We start from the raw sequence: 19,042 nt of genomic DNA, 5'->3' as shown, positions 1-19,042 counted from the left end.
GGAATATCTCGACATGATCGTGCGCGCAAACTGTCACTGGACTGCCGCTACGTTTTAGGGAAGAAAAAATCAGCAACAGAGCGATGTAATTCATGGATGCACCAGTGACCCTCAACGCTTTCCTCGGTTGGTTGAAGCTCCACGATTAGCCAAACCGCCAAAACGCCAAAACCGATGAGGATTTTTTTCATGAGATGCCCCCCAAGTAAGTGTTGTACTGATAGATCCGCTCGACTTGACTTAAAAAACAATTTTTTTTGGAGCGAAATGATGGTGGTTGGGTCGCGGGGGTATGGTTTTCTTGCTGACGTTGCGCATCTGTCTTAGTATCGAAGGCATAGGTGATGACGTTGTTTAGATCACTATTCTGATAGGCGCGACTAGTTGTCTAAAAAGGAATTCTAGTTGCGGATGAGAGACCAAAGCGGTCTTGATGCGCTTACCAAGTTCACCACTTTCGAATGCCGATAATCCTCATTGCGCGAAACATCGCCGTACTCGCATAACGCACACTCCTCGGAGTCAGGCGACGCCTTGCAGTTGATTTCAAATATTCGTTGAAAGCTTTGGCAGCCGTTTTTAGTACGGCATCGGGGTTCAAACTCTGTTAAAGCCTGGCTGCGCTATTCTGTATTTCCCGCTCGGCGTCTGCGAGTCTTGGCTCATTTGATAATACGGGTTGGTGACTGTTCCTCGTCTTACATTGGCTGGCTCATGCGCGGTCGTCATCAATGATTCCCGAGGCAGGGAATCAGCCGACCACAACATTTTTCTAATGCGAGATGGCATCACAAAATTTTCGCCCCCAAGGCGCGCCGTTTTCATCGTTTAACAGTAGGGACATCTGCAGCGTCTAGAGTGTTTAGATATATTGCATGCTCAATGTACTGCATAAGAGTTATCGCGAGGGTGACTGAAGAATTACAAATTTGTAATAAGACCATCTATCGTCATCAAGTAGTCTAAAATCTATTTGCCGTATGGTCGTGTGTCTCAATTCACTCATTTAACAGAAACTGAAAAAATGCGCGATATTCTGTAATGGCTTAACTCATCCAGTTGAGATGCTAAAGTGAACCGGTGAGTAAAGTTGCCTAAATGAGTGTGGTGGTATTTTCAATTAGTATCGAGACTTTATAATAAATGCGTATCTTGATAATAGAAGACGATCCGAAAACCGCTCATTATTTGCGCCAGGGTCTGACTGAAAGCGGCTTTATCGTTGATTGCATACAAAACGGAATCGATGGCATAAACTTAGTCTCCCAACAGGCTTATGACCTTGTAGTACTAGACGTAAACCCCCCGCAAAGTGACGACTGGGATCTACTTGTAAGTATTCGCGAGGTAATTATTACCCCGATCATGATGCTTACCGAGAAAGGTAGTGTTGAGGATAAAGTCTTGGGTTTTGATCTAGGCGCTGACGATTACATGGTCAAACCAATTGAGTTTCCTGAGTTGTTAGCTAGAGTCCGTACTTTAATGCGTCGAACTGGGTCGTCGGCATCGCTAAATGTGCTTCGCGTTGGCGATTTGGAGCTCGATCTGGGTAGGCACAGGACCTTTCGCGCTAACCAGCGAATTGACCTGACTAACAAGGAGTTCGCCTTGCTACACTTTTTGATGTGTCAATCAGGCACGACGCTATCGCGCACGCAGATTAAGTCTTCTGTCTGGGGTCTGAGTAGTGATTGCGACACGAACGTTGTTCAAGTAGCAATGAGGAGGCTTCGAGCTAAAATTGATGATCCTTTTGACGACAAGCTTATCCATACATTGCGAGGTGCTGGATATGTCCTTGAGTCGCGTGCCCATTAACCCCGTTTAGCCATTCTTATTTTGATATTGTGCGAAATAATTGGATTGCACTAAATTAAACGCGCTGAAAATATTGATTATAGAAAGGCAGTTATGTAATCTCTAAAATTGTCTCAGGAGGCGGAATGGTTCTGCAGTAGGGATTTAATTTTGCACCAAGCGCTTAAGATAACGTTAAAATCTAGATTGCACGAAAGTCTATACGATTTGCAGTTTAGAATAAACATGCTGAATTTAGCTTAATTCCGAAGTAGGGGGTTGCGACGCTATATCTGCAAGACCACACACTCTCGAGTGATTATCCATGAAGGCATGATCAACCTGCGTAATAGGTGGGTGTCACAAAGATCGGTACCAATAGATGTTCACGTTGGATTGCTCTTGGGCACTAGTAATGTATCTTGACGAAGGTTATATTTTGCACAGGGCTATTAAATCTTCACTATCCATTGGTGAGTCATCGGTTTCATCTCTGGCTGAGCAAAAAGAGTAATGTTGTCTTTGGATTTTTAAGCATCGATCCCCACTCATATATTACCTAGTGATCTGACTCGTGCAGCCAAGCTGTTTTATATTGCTTTTGATTAAATTAAATCCTAACTAAAAACCTCCCCTGGTCTTTGAGAGTTTAAGTTACTAGTTGAAATGTTCTTCGGGAATGTAATTCTGAAGGTTGTCGGATGCCCTGGTATACTAAAGACATCTGCTGTTCCATGATGGAGGCTCATGATAGATCGGACAATAGCCAATCCTAATCCAGTGCCACCTTCAGCTCGTGAGCGACTATTATCCACTCGATAGAAACGATCGAAGATATTAAGCAAGTGATGGCGTTCAATTCCCACTCCGGGATTGCTTATTGAAAGGGAGACTTCTTCGGTTCGCGTTTCAATGGAAATAACAACCGACTCTTCTATCGGGCAGTGACGAATGGCGTTTGATAAAAGATTCGAAATGGCGCGCTGAATCATGAGTCGATCGCCTGAAACTTTGCCCTGACCACTGACGGTTATGCCGACGCACTTTTCTTCAGCCGAAAGAGAAAAAAGATCAATTACTTTTAAAGCTTCGTCTTCCAGCAAAATGTTTTCGAATGGTACAAGTGCGGCTGGGTGACTTACTTGGGCTAAAAAAAGCATATCAGATATAATTCTAGTGACTCGCCCCAACTCTTCGGTGCAAGACTCTAGTACAGACTTATACTCCTTTACTGAGCGATCACGAGAAAGAGTTACCTGTGCTTTCCCCATAAGGTTCGTAATCGGTGACCGCAACTCATGCGCCAAATCATCTGAAAACTGAGTGAGTTGTTGGACTCCGCTATCAAGTCGGTGAAGCATGAAATTTATGCCATGAGCTAGCTCACTGATCTCTTGGGGCATATTGACAACGGAGAGTCGGTGACTGAGATCTTGGGTTGATACCATTCCCGCAACTTCACAGAATTCCCGGAGTGGGGACAATCCGCGTTGCACTATCGCCCAAGCACTGATACCAATAAGGATCAACAACAGCGGAACCGCTACGATGGTTGAACTCAAATAAGAGCTTAACAGTGATTCATCATTCGAGCGGTCCATAGTCAGCAAGACTGATACGAATTCACCATCTTTTAGCCTCATGAGTTTCGCTGCTGTGAGGATGTGATTTTCGCTTTCCTGTGCCGAGGAGTAGTAAGAAATCTTAGTGCTATCGGTTGCTCCGATTTTGCTCCTAGAAACTACGGTTATATCTGCTCCAAAACTCAGGACAGGGACACTCAGATTTTCATCATCAAAAATAGTGAGATTAAGATTGTCATGCCCTAGCACTTGATCTAATAGTGCGTGTGGCTTTAGGCTCATGTTGCTAGTACTGATATCCATCAGTAAACTGTGCTCAATTTGATTCATTTTCTTTTCTAAGCTGTTTTTTGCACGCAAATCAAGCTCGTGGGTAAGCGCTAAATAGGCCAGAATCGCTAAAGAAACTACTAGTACTGCTCCCATTATACTTACTGTCAAACCCAATCGCATTGACAGGCTGACTTGCTTCATTTTCTCTCCTCCAGTACATAACCTACGCCGCGGAGCGTATGGATTAATTTAGTTTCAAATGGGTCATCTATTTTAGCTCTGAGCCTACGTATCGAAACTTCGACAACATTGGTGTCGCAATCAAAATTCATGTCCCAAACCAATGAAATGATCTGAGTACGAGATAACACCTCTCCAGATTGACGCATTAATAGATGGAGCAGTGCGAATTCTTTCGTCGTCAAATCTATGCGTTGTTTTCCGCGAAATGCGCGATGCCTTCCTTGATCAAGTTCAAGATCAGCAACTTTTAACACTTCTTGAATTGGTATGTGTTCGCTACGACGCATTAGAGTGCGTACTCTTGCCAGCAACTCTGGAAATTCAAATGGCTTGACAAGATAGTCATCAGCCCCCAGATCCAATCCTCTAATTTTATCTTCTAAGCGTCCTCTTGCAGTAAGCATCATTACCCTAGTACTGCTAGACCGCCGAATATTTTCAAGAACGTCCCATCCGTGCATTTCAGGAAGATTTACGTCAAGTAATACCAGATCATAAGCTTGCTGCCGTGCCAGATGGAGTCCATCAGCTCCTGTCGATGCGCAATCTACAATATAGCCACTTTCAGTTAGACCCTGATGTAAGTATTCAGCAGTCTTTGGCTCGTCCTCTATCACAAGAATACGCATAGGAATTAACCCTTCTTAAAGTGGTTCGTAATGGCTCTTTTCGTTGAATCTGTTTAAAGTTAACCATCTGTTTAAATGTTGGATTCTGGTTGCATTTTTAATTTTCTGGGATCATAGAGTTTAAAACTAACAAGGTTTCGTGCGACCCTCGTCACCTTGTAGTACAAGAGCCGCCTCCCGTTTTTGTCTAGGGATGTCGCTTGGTGCGAGCACTTATTGCCCTAATCCTAATGCATTAAGTGAGGCTTATTCGTTAGATAACGTATTTGTAATTCTTCAGTCACCTTGTTGATAGGTGTGCGGAATTATATTTGCCTCATGGGAAATTCTTTTTGTATAAAGGTTTTGGGGAATGATGGAATTACTTCGGTTTAGAAAGTTTATTGCTCACCCAATCACGCATAAAACCATGCTACAAGCAGGTCTTATTTCGATCCTTGCTCTTTTGAATGCTCCTTTGTTAGCCGCAAACGCTCAAATGCTCACAATGGATCAAGCGCTTGAAACTGCATTTTCCAACAACCCAGACCTAGCGGCCGCTCAATGGGAGACAGGTATTGCTCAGGGAGAGCGACAGCAGGCTGGATTGATTCCAAACCCTGAGGTTTCCTGGGAGGCTGAAGATACTCGGCGAAACTCGCGCACCACGACGGTAATGATCAGCCAGCCGATAGAGCTTGGCGGTAAGCGTGGAGCTAGGATTGAAGTGGCCAATAGAGCTCAGGACGCAGCGGGGATTGAGTTGGAGCGCAAGCGTAACGTTCTGCGTGCCGATGTCATTCAGGCTTTTTATAGTTCCTCAACGGCTCAGCAAAGACTGCTGCTGTCACGTCAATCACTTGAGCTCGCCGAGCGCGGTTTGCGTGCAGCGCAAGGTCGCATCAAGAGTGGCAAATCCTCACCCGTTGAAGGTACGCGCGCAGAGGTTCAGCTATCAGAAGTGCGCCTAGAGTTGAGGCGGGCTGAGCGGGATGAGGCCAGTGCCTACCAGAGACTCGCTCAGGTCATGGGGGCGCCTTTGCCTGCATTTGTGTCCGTGGGTGATCCAAATCGGTCGATGCCAACCGTGCCCGATTCGTCGCTGCTGTTTAGCCGAATTGGTGAAACTGCAGAGCTACGATTAGCAAAACTGCAAATAGATCAGCGGGAAGCCTCTCTTGGTCTTGAGAAGGCTCGTCGAATTCCGGACCTGACCGTGAGTATCGGGAGTCAATACGACGAGCGTGAGCGCGAGCGGGTGAATGTCGTAGGGCTATCTATGCCCATCCCGTTGTTTAACCGTAACCAAGGCAACGTACTGGCCGCAGCCCGCCGTGCCGATCAATCTCGCGACCTTCGGAATGCCAGTGAGTTACGACTGCGCACAGAGATCCAAACCACCTTAGATCAGTGGCTGACTGCTAACACTGAAGTGGCGTCGTTCAATCAAACCATCCTGCCTGCAGCGCAAAGTGCCGTCGATACCGCTACCCGAGGTTTCGAAATGGGTAAGTTTAACTTTCTCGACGTGCTCGATGCTCAGCGCACATTGATTAGCGCTCGCACGCAATACATCCAAGCCATCGCCGAGGCGACAGACGCCTGGGTGCGTATCGAGCGAATTTTCGGTGATGTTGCCATTCTCACTCGTACCCCGTGAATTTCATATAACGCTTTTTTTACCGCTGCTCAGTATCGCAATACCACGTTAATCCGTGAATGCCGACTGGGTTGCGCAGGGAGTCTCCATGGATAAAAAACTAATCCTCGTCTCGGCACTAACCTTGGCAATAGGTATAGGCATCGGTTCGTTTTGGATGACAAGCCCATCGGTGCCTTCAGCTGAAGCTCAGACTCAGGAGGGCAAAGGCTATGACGATCACGGCGATGAAACTGCTGACGGAAAACCGGCCGAGGGCGAACACGCAGAAGGCGAAGCTGAAGAGGGTCATTTGACTCTGAGCGAAGAGCAGATCAGCTCTGCCGGCATCCAACTGGTTGAAGCGAAAGCGCAGAGCATCAGCCTTTCATTGCCCTTTCCTGGAGAAATCCGTTTTGATGAAGACCGCACTGCGCACGTGGTGCCCCGCGTACCTGGTGTCGTTGAGTCGGTTCATGCCAATCTTGGTCAACCAGTGAAAAAAGGTCAGTTGCTGGCCGTAATCGCTAGCCAACAAATTTCTGATCAGCGCAGTGAACAAGCCGCTGCGCAACGTCGTCTTGAGTTGGCGCGTACTACCTACGAGCGAGAGCGACAGTTATGGCAGGACAAAATCTCTGCAGAACAGGACTTCCTGCAAGCCCGCCAGGCTTTGCAAGAAGCTGAAATTGCTCTCAGCAATGCTCGGCAAAAAATTAGCGTACTGAGTGGTAGCTCGGTCGCCAGCGGGGGTAATCGATATGAATTGCGTGCGCCGTTTGACGGGGTTGTAGTCGAGAAACATTTGGCCCTCGGTGAAGTTGTCAGCGAAACCACCAATGCCTTTACGCTCTCCGACTTGTCGCGTGTGTGGGTGACCTTTGGAGTCTCACCAAAGGATTTGAACAAGGTACTCGTAGGCAAATCGGTCAAGGTCAGTGCGCCGGAGTTGAATGCTGAAGTCACTGGAACCGTGGCCTATGTCGGCAGTTTGTTGGGCGAGCAAACCCGTACAGCCACGGTCCGCGTGACATTGGAAAATCCACAAGGTGCATGGCGTCCGGGGCTATTTGTGACCGTGCAGGTTGACACCGGTACTCGGCAGACAAAGGTCGCTGTACCTGAGGCGGCTCTTCAGACGGTCGAGGACAAGCAAACTGTTTTCGTTCGAACGGAGGACGGGTTTAGAGCTCAGCCAGTGGAGACAGGTGGTCGTTCGGCGGGTCTGGTCGAGATCAAGGAAGGCCTGGAGCCCGGAGCTCAAATCGCCGCCGCCGGTAGTTTCATTTTGAAATCAGAATTGGGTAAAGCCTCGGCTGAACACGCCCACTGATCCGCCATTTCCACGAGAAGGTTCTCATGTTCGAACGCCTGATCCAATTTGCCATCGAGCAGCGCATTATCGTACTGCTCGCGGTTTTCCTCATGGCCGGCCTCGGTATAGCAAGCTATCAGAAGCTGCCGATCGACGCGGTTCCCGATATCACCAACGTCCAGGTGCAAATCAACACGGGGGCAGCAGGTTTTTCACCACTGGAAACCGAACAACGCATCACGTTCCCCATCGAAACAGCAATGGCTGGTTTACCGGCTCTAGAACAAACTCGTTCGCTGTCACGCTCGGGTTTGTCGCAAGTTACTGTTATTTTCAAAGAGGGCACGGACCTCTTCTTCGCTCGGCAATTGGTCAACGAACGATTACAGGTGGCCAAAGAGCAACTGCCAGAAGGTGTGGAAGCTGTCATGGGACCGATCTCAACCGGTCTTGGTGAGATTTTCCTGTGGACGGTCGAGGCTGAAGAGGGGGCTGTCAAGGAGGACGGCAGTCCCTATACGCCGACCGACCTGAGGGTGATTCAAGACTGGATCATCAAGCCTCAACTGCGCAATGTTCCTGGGGTCGCCGAAATCAATACCATTGGCGGGTTTGCCAAGGAGTATCAGATTGCGCCCGATCCAAAACGCTTGGCCGCTTACAAGCTCACGCTGACTGACCTTGTTACAGCGCTGGAGCGCAACAACGCTAACGTCGGTGCCGGTTACATCGAGCACAGCGGCGAACAGTTACTGATTCGTGCACCTGGTCAAGTAGCAACCACCGACGATATCGCCAATATCGTCATGGCCAATGTCGACGGTACGCCAATACGTGTGAAGAATGTTGCAACCGTGGATATCGGCCGTGAATTGCGCACGGGAGCAGCGACCGAAAACGGTCGTGAAGTGGTGCTCGGCACAGTGTTCATGCTAATCGGCGAGAACAGCCGCACCGTGGCGCAGGCCGTTGCCAACAAGCTTGAGCAAATCAACCGTTCACTGCCAAAAGGGGTTGTAGCAGTCACTGTCTATGACCGTACCAATCTTGTGGACAAGGCGATTGCCACGGTAAAAAAGAACCTGATCGAAGGTGCAATCCTAGTGATTGCGATTCTATTCCTGTTCTTGGGAAATATACGTGCAGCGCTGATCACTGCCATGGTTATCCCGCTCGCTATGTTGTTCACATTCACCGGCATGTTTACCAATAAAGTTAGCGCCAACCTGATGAGCCTTGGGGCTTTGGACTTTGGCATCATCGTCGACGGTGCGGTGGTAATTGTTGAAAACGCCATCAGGCGTTTGGCCCATGCGCAGCAACACCACGGGCGCATCCTCACTCGCTCTGAACGTTTTCACGAAGTATTCGCTGCTGCCAAGGAAGCACGCCGACCATTAATTTTCGGTCAGTTGATCATTATGGTCGTGTACCTACCGATTTTTGCGCTTACTGGCGTCGAAGGAAAAATGTTCCACCCGATGGCCTTCACCGTAGTGATCGCCTTACTGGGGGCGATGTTGTTGTCAGTAACTTTTGTCCCTGCTGCGATTGCGATGTTCGTGACCGGCAAGGTCAAGGAAGAAGAAAACGTCATCATGCGTGGCGCCCGCCGGATGTATGCTCCAGCTTTGGACTGGGTCATGGGCCATCGATCGTTGGCATTCGCCATGGCATTAGGCGTGATCACAATATGCGGTGTGGTCGCAAGTCGGATGGGTAGTGAGTTTGTGCCGAGTCTCAGCGAAGGCGATTTCGCGTTGCAAGCATTGCGTGTCCCAGGTACCAGCCTGACGCAATCGGTAGAGATGCAGCAACGCCTGGAAACCCTGGTATTGGCAAAAGTACCGGAGGTCAAACGGATGTTTGGTCGTACAGGTACTGCCGAAATTGCCTCCGATCCAATGCCTCCAAACATTTCTGACAGCTATGTGATGCTCAAGCCGAAGAGTCAATGGCCTGATCCGAATAAATCAAGGGAGGCATTGATAGACGATATTCAAAAAGCTGCAGCTGCGATGCCCGGAAGCAACTATGAGCTTTCTCAGCCTATTCAACTGCGTTTCAACGAGTTGATTTCAGGCGTACGTAGTGATGTGGCGGTCAAGGTATTCGGTGATGACATGGCGGTGCTCAACGGCACCGCTGCAAAAATCGCCGCATCAATGCAGAAGATCAATGGTGCCTCCGAGGTCAAAGTTGAGCAAACGTCGGGACTGCCGGTACTGACCATCAACATCGACCGCGACAAAGCCGCCCGTTACGGACTCAACGTAGGCGACGTGCAAGACACCATTGCGGTGGCAGTTGGCGGTCGACAAGCCGGTACGATGTATGAGGGAGACCGCCGATTTGACATGGTGGTGCGTTTATCCGACGCGATGCGTAAGGATCTCGAGGGATTGTCCACATTGCTAATCCCGGTACCGGCGTTGCTCAACACCAATGCTGACCAGATCGGATTCATAGCTCTTTCAGAGGTGGCGACCCTCGATCTAGTGTTGGGACCTAACCAGGTCAGCCGAGAAAACGGCAAGCGTCTGGTGATCGTCAGCGCCAACGTGCGTGGGCGTGATATCGGCTCTTTTGTACAGGAGGCCAGTAGCGCCATTGATAAGGAAGTGCAAATCCCATCCGGTTACTGGACCACTTGGGGAGGGCAGTTCGAGCAGCTCCAATCCGCTGCCAAGCGACTACAGATTGTAGTGCCGGTTGCCCTGCTTCTGGTGTTCGCACTCTTGTTCATGATGTTCAACAACCTCAAGGATGGCCTACTGGTGTTTACTGGTATTCCGTTCGCATTGACAGGGGGTGTCATGGCTTTATGGCTGAGAGACATCCCGCTATCGATCTCGGCAGGTGTTGGTTTCATCGCGTTGTCGGGAGTGGCGGTGCTAAACGGTCTGGTGATGATCGCTTTCATACGTAATCTACGCGAGGAAGGACATTCTTTAAGTTCCGCAATTAATGAAGGGGCTCTCACACGTTTACGTCCGGTGTTGATGACAGCTCTCGTGGCCTCTCTTGGGTTTATTCCGATGGCACTGGCAACCGGAACGGGGGCAGAGGTTCAAAGACCTCTAGCTACCGTAGTAATCGGGGGAATCCTATCCTCAACTGTGTTGACTCTGCTGATACTGCCTGCTCTTTATCAATGGGTGCACCGCCGAGACGAGGAAGAAACCAAAGACGACAAAATAGCATCCATATAATTTAGTTTTCTCAAAGCCTCCTATCGAGATTCGATGGGGGGCTTTTTTATGTGCGCAACATAACGAATCTGTAATCTAGGCGCCACCGTGTTGATAGGTTCGAATTGATACCCTAAGAGTGTCAACTAGATGAGGTGTCAGTATGAAAATTGCTCAAATTTTTGCTCTTGCGAGTGCTTTAGTCCTTTCTTCAGTTGCTTTAGCCGAAGGTGGCGGAGACAGAACCTTTGAGAAAATGATGGTCGCAAATGATCTAGCAATGGAGAAGTACGTGGCTAAAGAAGGAAAAATCGAGCCAGTAGTGTCAAGTGATGCTAAAGATGAGACTGATGAAATGTAAATGTAGCAGTACGCTGAATAAAAAAAACCGCTTCCGGTTTCCGGTTGCGGTTTTTTTTGGATGGCAGATTGGACATCGGTAATCCTGGCGCCACACCTACGCAATGTTCTAGTTGATATTCTGGTAACTGTTAATATATGAGGTACTCAATATGAAATTCATGAGCATTATTACTCTCGCTGGAACTCTGGCGTTATCCTCTCTTGTCTCTGCTGAAGGGGGAGGAGACAAAACCTTTGAGAAAATGATGGCGGCTAATGCTAAAGCTATGGAGCAGTATGCTATTAGCCAAGGGAAAAGCGCACCTGTAGCGAAACAATACGAGTACGGAATGAAGATGGATGTTGTGAAAGTGATCAGTGTGGTGCGGCCTGCAAAAGTCTGCGCGGTGGTGCCAGCCGCCATGACTTATGAAGATTCAAATGGGCAGCTAAATACGATTAGGTACACTGTGGCTGGAGAGTGTCGCAAACGTGGTGGCTAGTAGCTATCCTACTATCTGAACAATCTATAACGCTCGACTGATATGAAAAATAGGAATCGGGCGTTTTTTAGATTCGCTTCGAACAGGTATAAAAAAGACGTCCCGAGGGACGTCTTAAAAATTCACCCTTTTCCGAAGGAGCTTCTAAAGGTGAAATTGTAGCTTTAACTGAACAACAATGAGTTTCCAGATTTTCACAGGCTTGCTACTTGTCTGTAGAGATCTAACCAGATGCGCTAGCTAGATTCCTAATAACTCCCACTCACTATAAGCAATCCTAGTTAACGTGGAGATGATTGAAAAATTACAATTTTGAAATTTTCAATCAAAAATGGGACAATTTAGAAGAACCGAGAATTTTCCCGTTTAGGTATTACAGAATGGCGAGTGGGTACTCAACAATCACACGGACCTCATCCAGATCCGATTCAAAAGCGGTTGCGCGAGTATTCGCTTGCCGCAAGCGGAAAGACATATCTTTCAAGGAACCTGTCTGAACGACGTACTTCACCTCAATGTCGCGCTCCCAACGTTTCTGATCTGTCAACGGGTTCCCGTCTGCATCGCGCCTCATGTATGTTGCGTTAGCGTTGGAATAGTCAGCGTCGGTGCCGCGACCATAACGTGTCATAAACGACAGGCCTGGTACGCCGTACGAGCTCATGTCGAGGTCGTAGCGAACCATCCACGAACGTTCTTTTGGCGAGTTAAAATCGCTGTATTGGATCGAGTTGTCGAGAAAGATAGAGTCCGACTGACGCAGATAGTCGAAGTCGTCATTACCATTATTTCGCTGGTGAGAAAGTGCAAGTGAGTGCGCACCATACTTCACGCCAACTTTAGCGCTCCAAATATTGTTGTCGAATTCTCCCAGCAGTTTCTTTCCTTCATCAACGGCCTTGTAGTAATTCACGCCACCGAATACAGAAAGCTGATCAGACAGTGAGTAATTCAATCCCGTGCCCGCATAGTATTGATTCCAAGCGTCTTTGAGGCGACTGGAATAGAGACTAACGATGATATTTTTGTTAACGTTGTAGTCGCCGCCGAAATAGCCTACCCAAGGTGAATTAACAGGCCCTGCATAGAATGTCGCGAAGTTGTCGCGCATATTGCTGGAGACTGGTTGGCTCATGGCGTGCAGGCGACCACCTTGAACAGTCAGTCCTTCAATGCTGGTATTGGTCGCGGTTACACCGCGGAAACTTTCGGGTAGTAGTCTTGAGTCGCCAGAAGCCACGACGGGGTTCGCTGGAAAAACATCACCAACTTTCACTACTGTGTCAAAAGCGCGAACCTTTGCTGCCCCACCGACTTTTGTGTACTCATCTCGAGCCTCACCATCGCCATTGACAGGCAGTACATCGAACGAACTACGACCACCATTTCGACCGTCACCCGTATCAAGCTTCAACCCAATCATCGCGAAAGCATCGACGCCCACACCGACAGTGCCTTGAGTAAAACCGGATTCAAATTTACTGATGATCGCGTGCGACCAAGTCTCTGAATAACCATTGCCTGTGGGGCTTGATTGCCCGTTACGATGGTCACGATTGAAGTAGAAATTTCGATTTAGCACGGAAAGACTACTATCTTCGATAAATCCCCCAGTCTTTTCCTCTGCGAATGCCATGGAAGGCCCAGAACTGACAACCAACGCTAAAGCGGCCATTGAGAATTTTGTATTGTTATCCATTAATCACTCCTTAGGTTTGGCAGAACTAGTAAGTTCTTCGGCTGGAATTATTGTTTACGGAAAGCGCGTTGCGCTTTCGTATCGTCGCCGACTTGTATCGTTGCAATTTGAAGATAACAGGGAGATGATTGAAGAATTACAATTCTGTAATGTCTGTATTTTTTTTTCAAAAAAATATTTCTGCGGCACATACCCACCGATGAGTGGCTCCTATTTACAACGAATCTTCGCATGTGTCTCCTGACGGGCGGCATGATTTAAACTTGAAGCGCATGCGTAGGGTCCGACTGGTTTTTAAGTGCGAATCCGGCGGTGACGATTGCTCGCGTGTTCACCAATACATTCTCGGGGATACGGATGTCAGACGTAGCGCTGTTCATCATCGCGCAGTTTTTCGGTGGGTTAACGGCGCTGTTCCTGGCGAAGGTTCTCGGTGCTAAAGACGTTGTCGTGGATATCCCGCAGCCTAGTCCCCATGAGCAAAAGCTCACAATTCACTGAACGGTGCTCTCTACGGTTCGTGGATGCGGTAAGCCCGCTCAAGGCGTAGTTCACGTTCCTATCGCGACATCCTGAAGGGCTAGGCCTTAAGGTGGTTCAGCCTTTCAAACGCGATTTTTTAAAGGGGCAGTAAGGAAAGACATGAATTACAAAGTGAGGGTTGCTACACCATCTGATGCCCCTGCCATCCAGACTATCTATGCTCCAATGGTTTGAACTCAGTCATCTCGTTCGAGCTGATACCACCGACTGTTGATGAGATGGCATCAAGAATAACCGCAACACTACCGCCGCATCCCTATCTGGTAGCCGAGGTGGAGGGCAACGTCGTTGGATACGCTTACGCAAGCGAGCATCGAGCGAGAGAAGCCTATCGATGGTCGGCGGATGTCACCGTGTATGTTGATCCGGCTGTGCACCGAAAAGGGGTTGGTCGTGCGCTTTATCAGCAGCTTCTACCAGTTCTAGAGAAACAGGGGATTCATGCAGCCTATGCCGGCATTGCCTTACCCAACGCAGGAAGTATAGGTATCCATGAAGCACTCGGGTTCACCCACATCGGCACCTACCCAGAGGTTGGGTTCAAGCACGGCCAATGGCATAGCGTGGATTATTGGCGTAAACCGCTTTGTGCTGTGACGCCGCCAATAGAAATCATCCCGTTCAGTGAGATAAAGGGAGAGTTGAGAAACCAGGTGTGAGGCGACCTGGCTACTATTCGTCGCCATCGGTACCAGGCTGTTCGCTGAGAGCTATGCTTATGGATGATTCACGTTCGAGTCAGTTTACCGACCGGCTGGAGGGATGAATGAATTTGGCGGCGTTTACCTCGCTGCTTTCCGCAGGCGAAAACATAAACGGGTGCCCACTCCCCGATTTAGATGCAGTGACATTCGCAGGTCTGCATTTTCCTTCCCGTGCATATTGCCTTGTTGCTGATTGGGTAATCTTGGATCTCGAAGTTACAACACGTCAACGAATAGCCATCACCGATAGAGGGCTTATCCCTGCCTTGGTTTACGCATTGACGGTTATCCAAGATAGAAAAGGTCGTTTTGCGCCTGGTGATTGGGTCAGATCAACGTTGGGGGTTTCCTTCACTCACAACTGCTTGTTTGAGACGAAAAATACGGTTTATGTGCTTATGGGAGCCGGCCGTAGGTTGCGCACAGATTTAGACATCGCACTGAGCTTGTGCTGAAGACCGCAGATTATGCTGCTCCCCTCCTGACCGCTTACTTCAGTTGTTGGTGTCACACTATGTTGGGAGCAGCCCGGCCCTGTATTTGAAGCGCAGCCCATCTGTGTCAATCTATGTTGCTGTTGTCTTTATCGCGAATCATCCTACAGACCCCGATTTACGCGATGGGTTGTGTCAAACTATGTTGTTGGTACCCAACCCGCAAAAATCGCAGCCTCGGCTGCGATTTTTGTATCTGAATCGAGGACCTCCATGGACCGCTTCCAGGAAATGCAGATCTTCGCCACCGTGGCCCAGGAGCAGGGCTTCTCGGCAGCGGCGCGGCGTCTTGGCTTGTCCGCGGCCAGTGTCACCCGCGCGGTAGCAGCGCTGGAGCAGCGTATTGGCACGCAGTTGCTGATCCGTACCACGCGCAGTGTGCATCTGAGCGAAGCGGGTCAGCGTTATCTGGAAGACTGTCGGAGAATTCTCGCCGAGGTGCAGGAAGCTGAGGATTCGGCGGCGGGCAGTCATGCCCAGCCTCGTGGGCAATTGACGGTGACGGCGCCGGTATTGTTCGGCGAGCTGTTTGTCACACCGCTGATGGCGGCTTATCTGACGCAATACCCGGATGTTTCGATCAATGCGCTGTTGGTCGATCGGGTGGTGAGCATGGTCGAGGAGGGCATCGATGTCGCGGTGCGCATTGGTGAGTTGCCGGACAGCAATCAGCATGCAATCCGGGTCGGCGAAGTGCGACGGGTGATCTGTGCGTCGCCGGCCTACCTGGCCCGGTACGGCCGCCCCGAGCATCCACAGGCGCTGGCCGGCGCGCCGGTGGTGGCGACCTCGGCCATCGGCCAGTTGCGCAGTTGGCCGTTTGTGGATCAGGGCGAAGCGATCAGCGTGCGGCCAGAACCGAGGCTGGTGGTCACCGCCAACCAGGCGGCGATTACTGCGGCTTGCCTGGGCTTGGGGCTGACCCGGGTGTTGTCCTATCAGGTCGCCGGCAAGGTGGCTTCCGGTGAACTGGAAATTGTCCTCGCCGATTTCGAACTGCCTCCGCTGCCGATTCATGTGGTGTATCAGGGCGGGCGCAAGGCACCGGCGCGGGTGCGCAGTTTTGTCGACCACGCGGTGAAGGTGCTGCGAGAACATCCGGCGCTGCAGAACGCGGCGTTATTTCATCCAGTGAAATAATTGATTGCGATTGCTGGTGATTCTGTTGATTTGAAGATGGGTGGAAGATGGCCTCCATCGGCGCTGCCATCCCGAACGGCGCCCTCTCCAGCGGAGTCGACCATGCAAGCGATCAAACTCTACAACTTCCCGCGTTCCGGCCACGCCCATCGGGTAGAACTGATGTTGTCCCTGCTGCAATTGCCGACCGAATTGATCCTGGTCGATCTGGCCAAGGGTGAGCACAAGCAGGCGCCGTATCTGGCGATCAACAGTTTCGGCCAGGTGCCGGCGATCGACGATGACGGTGTGGTGCTGGCCGACTCCAACGCGATTTTGGTGTATCTGGCGCTCAAATACGGCAACGGCCGTTGGCTGCCAACCGATCCGGTCGGTGCGGCGCGAGTGCAGCGCTGGTTGTCGGCCGCTGCAGGGCCGATTGCTTTCGGACCTGCTGCTGCACGATTGGTAACGGTGTTTGGCGCACAGTTGAATGCTGAAGAAGCGATTACCCGTGCGCACAACCTGCTCAAAGTGATGGAGGTGGAACTGGGCAAGACCCCGTATCTGGCCGGCAGCGAGCCGACCATCGCCGACGTGTCCGCCTACAGCTACATCGCCCATGCGCCGGAAGGCAACGTGTCGCTGGACGACTACGCCAACGTGCGCGCCTGGCTGGCGCATATCGAGGCCTTGCCCGGTTTTGTCGGCATGCCGCGCACGGTCGCCGGTCTGCAAAAGACTGCCTGAGAGGTCGGCCCGATCTGATCGAGTTATCCACAATGCGCCGGCGGCGCGGGGAGATGCGTGATGGAACGTTCACCGTGGCACGCTGGCGAGCAACAACTGCAGACCCATGTCGGCGTTGCCGAGCGCATGGAGGCCTTCGGCCGAAAAGTGATTCGTGACTGGATGCCGGATCAGCACCGCGCCTTTTATGAGCAGTTACCGTTCATGCTGTACGGCGCGGTCGATACCGACGGGCGTCCTTGGGCCAGTGTGCTCGAAGGCGCGCCGGGGTTTGCGCATTCGCCTGATCCCGAGCATCTGCATTTCGCCAGCCAACCCGCTGCCGATGATCCGGCGCAATTGCGCAATGGCGAGCCGATCGGGTTGCTCGGCATTGAATTGCATACCCGCCGCCGCAATCGCCTCAACGGTCATGTCGACAATCTGACCGTGCAGGGTTTCGAGGTGAGCGTGGATCAGGCTTTCGGCAACTGTCCGCAATACATTCAACTGCGCCAGTTCCAGCGCGTGCCGCTGAGCGATCCGCAGACGCGGCCAGCGCAGCACGACGACGGTCTTGATGACGCAGCCAGAGCCATGATCGAAGGCGCCGATACCTTCTTTGTCGCCAGTTACGTCGATGTGGACGGACAACGTGCGGTGGATGTTTCCCATCGTGGCGGGCAGGCCGGGTTTGTCCGGGTTGAAGGTAATCGTCTGACCATCCCGGATTTTGCCGGCAACCTGCACTTCAACACGCTCGGCAACCTGCTGCTCAATCCCAAGGCCGGCCTGCTGTTCATCGACTTTTCCACAGGCGATGTGCTGCAACTGAGCGGGCGGACCGAAATCATCCTCGACGGGCCGCAGATCGAAGCGTTCCAGGGCGCCGAGCGCCTCTGGACATTCGAGGTCGAGAGACTGGTGCGGCGCCCGGCGGCACTGGCCCTGCGCTGGCGCTTCGACGGCATGTCGCCCACCAGTCTGCTGACCGGCACCTGGGCCCAGGCCGATGCACGTTTGCAGGCCAAAGCGCTGGGTGACCGCTGGCGGCCGCTGCGGGTGACCCGCATCGAAAGGGAGAGCCAGCACATCCGCTCGATTTATCTGCAACCGGACGATGGCGCAGGGATGCCGGTGTTTCAGGCTGGCCAGCATCTGCCGTTGCGCTTCACTCTGGATGGTGAAACGCATATTCGCACTTATAGCCTGTCGAGTGCGCCATCGGATGATTTCCTGCGCATCAGTGTGAAACGCGAGGGCCTGGTTTCAGGCCATTTGCACCAGCAGATCCGGGTCGGCGATGTTCTTGAGGCACGGGCGCCACAGGGGCACTTCACGGTGGCGCCACTGGAACACCGGCCGCTGGTGCTGCTGGCGGCGGGGGTTGGCATCACGCCGTTGCTGTCGATGCTGCGTGAGGTGGTGTACCAAGGTCTGCGCACCCGGCGGATTCGGCCGACGTGGTTGCTGCAGAGTTCGCGCAGCCTGGCCGATCAGCCGTTTCGCGAGGAACTCGATCGCGTGCTGGAAAGTGCTGGCGATGCGGTACGGGTGATTCGCCTGCTCAGTCAGCCGGAGGCCGACGTGCATGAAGGCGAAGATTTCGACCGCCATGGGCGCATTGATCGGGCACTGCTGCGTGATCTGCTGGAGGTCGAAGATTACGACCAGATCGATTTTGCTGTCTGTGGGCCCGGCGCTTTTACCCAAAGTGTCTACGACAGTCTGCGCGAGCTGGACATTCGCGACGCGCGGATCCATGCCGAGACCTTCGGCCCGTCGACGCTCAAGCGCCAGCCGGACCCGGATGCGGCGGTCATCGAGCAACCACCGGCGGCCATCACGTCTGTGCCGGTGATGTTTGAGCGTTCGGCCAAAGAGGCGCGCTGGCAGCCGGACGGCGGCAGTCTGCTGGAGCTCGCAGAAAGCCGTGGCCTGCGCCCCGAGTTCAGTTGCCGTGGAGGTTCGTGCGGCACCTGCAAGACACGTCTGGTCAGTGGCGCGGTGAATTATCCACAGCCCCCGGCAGACCTGCCGGAAGCGGGGCAGGTGCTGATTTGTTGCGCGGTGCCGGCGCAGAGTGAGCAGTTGTTGGTGCTAGATCTCTAACGGCTCATTTGAAATCACTACACCCCCCTGTGGGAGCGGGCTTGCTCGCGAAGGCGTCAGATCAGTCGACATCATTGTTTACTGAAAGACCGCTTTCGCGAGCAAGCCCGCTCCCACAGGGTGATGTGTTTAAGCAACGGGATCA

The 19,042-nt window shown here is 51.5% G+C and carries 15 protein-coding genes and 1 pseudogene; 12 read left to right on the top strand and 4 right to left on the bottom strand.

Annotated features, from left to right (window positions below; translation table 11 throughout):
• Window positions 1–47: 47 nt before the first annotated feature.
• Window positions 48–191, bottom strand: coding sequence for a hypothetical protein (locus QMX91_RS03135; protein WP_155401178.1), 144 nt, complete (start codon window positions 189–191; stop codon window positions 48–50).
• A gap of 952 nt (window positions 192–1,143) precedes the next feature.
• On the opposite strand from QMX91_RS03135, the gene QMX91_RS03130 reads away from it, so the two are divergent.
• Window positions 1,144–1,821, top strand: coding sequence for a heavy metal response regulator transcription factor (locus QMX91_RS03130; RefSeq protein ID WP_047297377.1), 678 nt, complete (start codon window positions 1,144–1,146; stop codon window positions 1,819–1,821).
• 596 nt (window positions 1,822–2,417) lie between these two features.
• Here QMX91_RS03130 and QMX91_RS03125 read toward each other — a convergent pair.
• Both QMX91_RS03125 and QMX91_RS03120 read right to left on the bottom strand, forming a co-directional pair.
• Window positions 2,418–3,857 carry a heavy metal sensor histidine kinase gene (locus tag QMX91_RS03125; protein WP_042561904.1) on the bottom strand — a complete coding sequence of 480 codons (1,440 nt, stop codon included), beginning with the start codon at window positions 3,855–3,857 and terminating at the stop codon, window positions 2,418–2,420.
• Window positions 3,854–4,528, bottom strand: coding sequence for a heavy metal response regulator transcription factor (locus tag QMX91_RS03120; protein ID WP_080896080.1), 675 nt, complete (start codon window positions 4,526–4,528; stop codon window positions 3,854–3,856). Before QMX91_RS03120 ends, QMX91_RS03125 begins: the two co-directional genes overlap by 4 nt.
• Before the next feature lie 409 nt (window positions 4,529–4,937).
• On the opposite strand from QMX91_RS03120, the gene QMX91_RS03115 reads away from it, so the two are divergent.
• The 5 genes from QMX91_RS03115 to QMX91_RS03095 all read left to right on the top strand — a co-directional run bounded on the left by QMX91_RS03115 (window position 4,938) and on the right by QMX91_RS03095 (window position 11,497).
• Window positions 4,938–6,167, top strand: coding sequence for a TolC family protein (locus QMX91_RS03115; RefSeq protein ID WP_225138954.1), 1,230 nt, complete (start codon window positions 4,938–4,940; stop codon window positions 6,165–6,167).
• An 88-nt stretch (window positions 6,168–6,255) separates the two neighbouring features.
• Window positions 6,256–7,479, top strand: coding sequence for an efflux RND transporter periplasmic adaptor subunit (locus QMX91_RS03110; RefSeq protein ID WP_042561903.1), 1,224 nt, complete (start codon window positions 6,256–6,258; stop codon window positions 7,477–7,479).
• A gap of 26 nt (window positions 7,480–7,505) precedes the next feature.
• Window positions 7,506–10,673 carry a CusA/CzcA family heavy metal efflux RND transporter gene (locus QMX91_RS03105; protein ID WP_158830539.1) on the top strand — a complete coding sequence of 1,056 codons (3,168 nt, stop codon included), beginning with the start codon at window positions 7,506–7,508 and terminating at the stop codon, window positions 10,671–10,673.
• A 142-nt stretch (window positions 10,674–10,815) separates the two neighbouring features.
• Window positions 10,816–11,013, top strand: a complete 198-nt coding sequence (locus tag QMX91_RS03100) for a co-regulatory protein PtrA N-terminal domain-containing protein (protein ID WP_042561901.1) — start codon at window positions 10,816–10,818, stop codon at window positions 11,011–11,013.
• 151 nt (window positions 11,014–11,164) lie between these two features.
• Window positions 11,165–11,497 carry a DUF2790 domain-containing protein gene (locus tag QMX91_RS03095; protein WP_042561900.1) on the top strand — a complete coding sequence of 111 codons (333 nt, stop codon included), beginning with the start codon at window positions 11,165–11,167 and terminating at the stop codon, window positions 11,495–11,497.
• A 373-nt stretch (window positions 11,498–11,870) separates the two neighbouring features.
• On the opposite strand, the gene QMX91_RS03090 is transcribed toward QMX91_RS03095, so the two are convergent.
• Complete coding sequence (locus QMX91_RS03090) at window positions 11,871–13,196, bottom strand: OprD family porin (protein ID WP_042561899.1); 1,326 nt, start codon at window positions 13,194–13,196, stop codon at window positions 11,871–11,873.
• 327 nt (window positions 13,197–13,523) lie between these two features.
• Between QMX91_RS03090 and QMX91_RS03085 the strand changes: the two genes are divergently transcribed.
• From QMX91_RS03085 to QMX91_RS03060, 6 genes and pseudogenes are all read left to right on the top strand, one after another.
• Window positions 13,524–13,697: a hypothetical protein gene (locus QMX91_RS03085; protein WP_230679402.1), complete on the top strand. Its 174-nt coding sequence runs from the start codon at window positions 13,524–13,526 to the stop codon at window positions 13,695–13,697.
• Between the two features lie 141 nt (window positions 13,698–13,838).
• Window positions 13,839–14,398, top strand: a pseudogene (locus QMX91_RS03080) (arsinothricin resistance N-acetyltransferase ArsN1 family B).
• Between the two features lie 107 nt (window positions 14,399–14,505).
• Window positions 14,506–14,898: a hypothetical protein gene (locus QMX91_RS03075; RefSeq protein WP_140396033.1), complete on the top strand. Its 393-nt coding sequence runs from the start codon at window positions 14,506–14,508 to the stop codon at window positions 14,896–14,898.
• Window positions 14,899–15,150: 252 nt separating this feature from the next.
• Entirely contained in the window at window positions 15,151–16,077 is a 927-nt protein-coding gene (locus QMX91_RS03070) for a LysR family transcriptional regulator (protein WP_223007071.1), read from the top strand.
• Between the two features lie 102 nt (window positions 16,078–16,179).
• A complete protein-coding gene (locus tag QMX91_RS03065) occupies window positions 16,180–16,806 on the top strand; it encodes a glutathione S-transferase (RefSeq protein ID WP_210556242.1) in 627 nt (208 codons plus the stop codon).
• Window positions 16,807–16,866: 60 nt separating this feature from the next.
• Window positions 16,867–18,897, top strand: a complete 2,031-nt coding sequence (locus QMX91_RS03060; protein ID WP_223007070.1) for a pyridoxamine 5'-phosphate oxidase family protein — start codon at window positions 16,867–16,869, stop codon at window positions 18,895–18,897.
• Window positions 18,898–19,042: the final 145 nt, after the last annotated feature.

Origin of the sequence: Pseudomonas sp. PS01299 (genome assembly GCF_029960145.1) — a bacterium.
In the GTDB taxonomy this organism is placed as follows: domain Bacteria; phylum Pseudomonadota; class Gammaproteobacteria; order Pseudomonadales; family Pseudomonadaceae; genus Aquipseudomonas; species Aquipseudomonas putida_A.
The sequence above is the reverse complement of the archived record's forward strand: the minus strand, read 5'-3'. Positions and strand labels throughout refer to the sequence as shown.

Excerpts from the sequence above, each read along its gene's own strand:
- QMX91_RS03110 (WP_042561903.1), top strand. The coding sequence starts at position 6,256 with ATGGATAAAAAACTAATCCTCGTCTCGGCACTAACCTTGGCAATAGGT.
- QMX91_RS03070 (WP_223007071.1), top strand. The coding sequence starts at position 15,151 with ATGGACCGCTTCCAGGAAATGCAGATCTTCGCCACCGTGGCCCAGGAG.
- QMX91_RS03095 (WP_042561900.1), top strand. The coding sequence starts at position 11,165 with ATGAAATTCATGAGCATTATTACTCTCGCTGGAACTCTGGCGTTATCC.
- QMX91_RS03090 (WP_042561899.1), bottom strand. The coding sequence starts at position 13,196 with ATGGATAACAATACAAAATTCTCAATGGCCGCTTTAGCGTTGGTTGTC.
- QMX91_RS03130 (WP_047297377.1), top strand. The coding sequence starts at position 1,144 with ATGCGTATCTTGATAATAGAAGACGATCCGAAAACCGCTCATTATTTG.
- QMX91_RS03100 (WP_042561901.1), top strand. The coding sequence starts at position 10,816 with ATGAAAATTGCTCAAATTTTTGCTCTTGCGAGTGCTTTAGTCCTTTCT.
- QMX91_RS03060 (WP_223007070.1), top strand. The coding sequence starts at position 16,867 with ATGGAACGTTCACCGTGGCACGCTGGCGAGCAACAACTGCAGACCCAT.
- QMX91_RS03105 (WP_158830539.1), top strand. The coding sequence starts at position 7,506 with ATGTTCGAACGCCTGATCCAATTTGCCATCGAGCAGCGCATTATCGTA.
- QMX91_RS03075 (WP_140396033.1), top strand. The coding sequence starts at position 14,506 with ATGAATTTGGCGGCGTTTACCTCGCTGCTTTCCGCAGGCGAAAACATA.
- QMX91_RS03115 (WP_225138954.1), top strand. The coding sequence starts at position 4,938 with ATGCTACAAGCAGGTCTTATTTCGATCCTTGCTCTTTTGAATGCTCCT.
- QMX91_RS03135 (WP_155401178.1), bottom strand. The coding sequence starts at position 191 with ATGAAAAAAATCCTCATCGGTTTTGGCGTTTTGGCGGTTTGGCTAATC.
- QMX91_RS03065 (WP_210556242.1), top strand. The coding sequence starts at position 16,180 with ATGCAAGCGATCAAACTCTACAACTTCCCGCGTTCCGGCCACGCCCAT.
- QMX91_RS03125 (WP_042561904.1), bottom strand. The coding sequence starts at position 3,857 with ATGAAGCAAGTCAGCCTGTCAATGCGATTGGGTTTGACAGTAAGTATA.
- QMX91_RS03120 (WP_080896080.1), bottom strand. The coding sequence starts at position 4,528 with ATGCGTATTCTTGTGATAGAGGACGAGCCAAAGACTGCTGAATACTTA.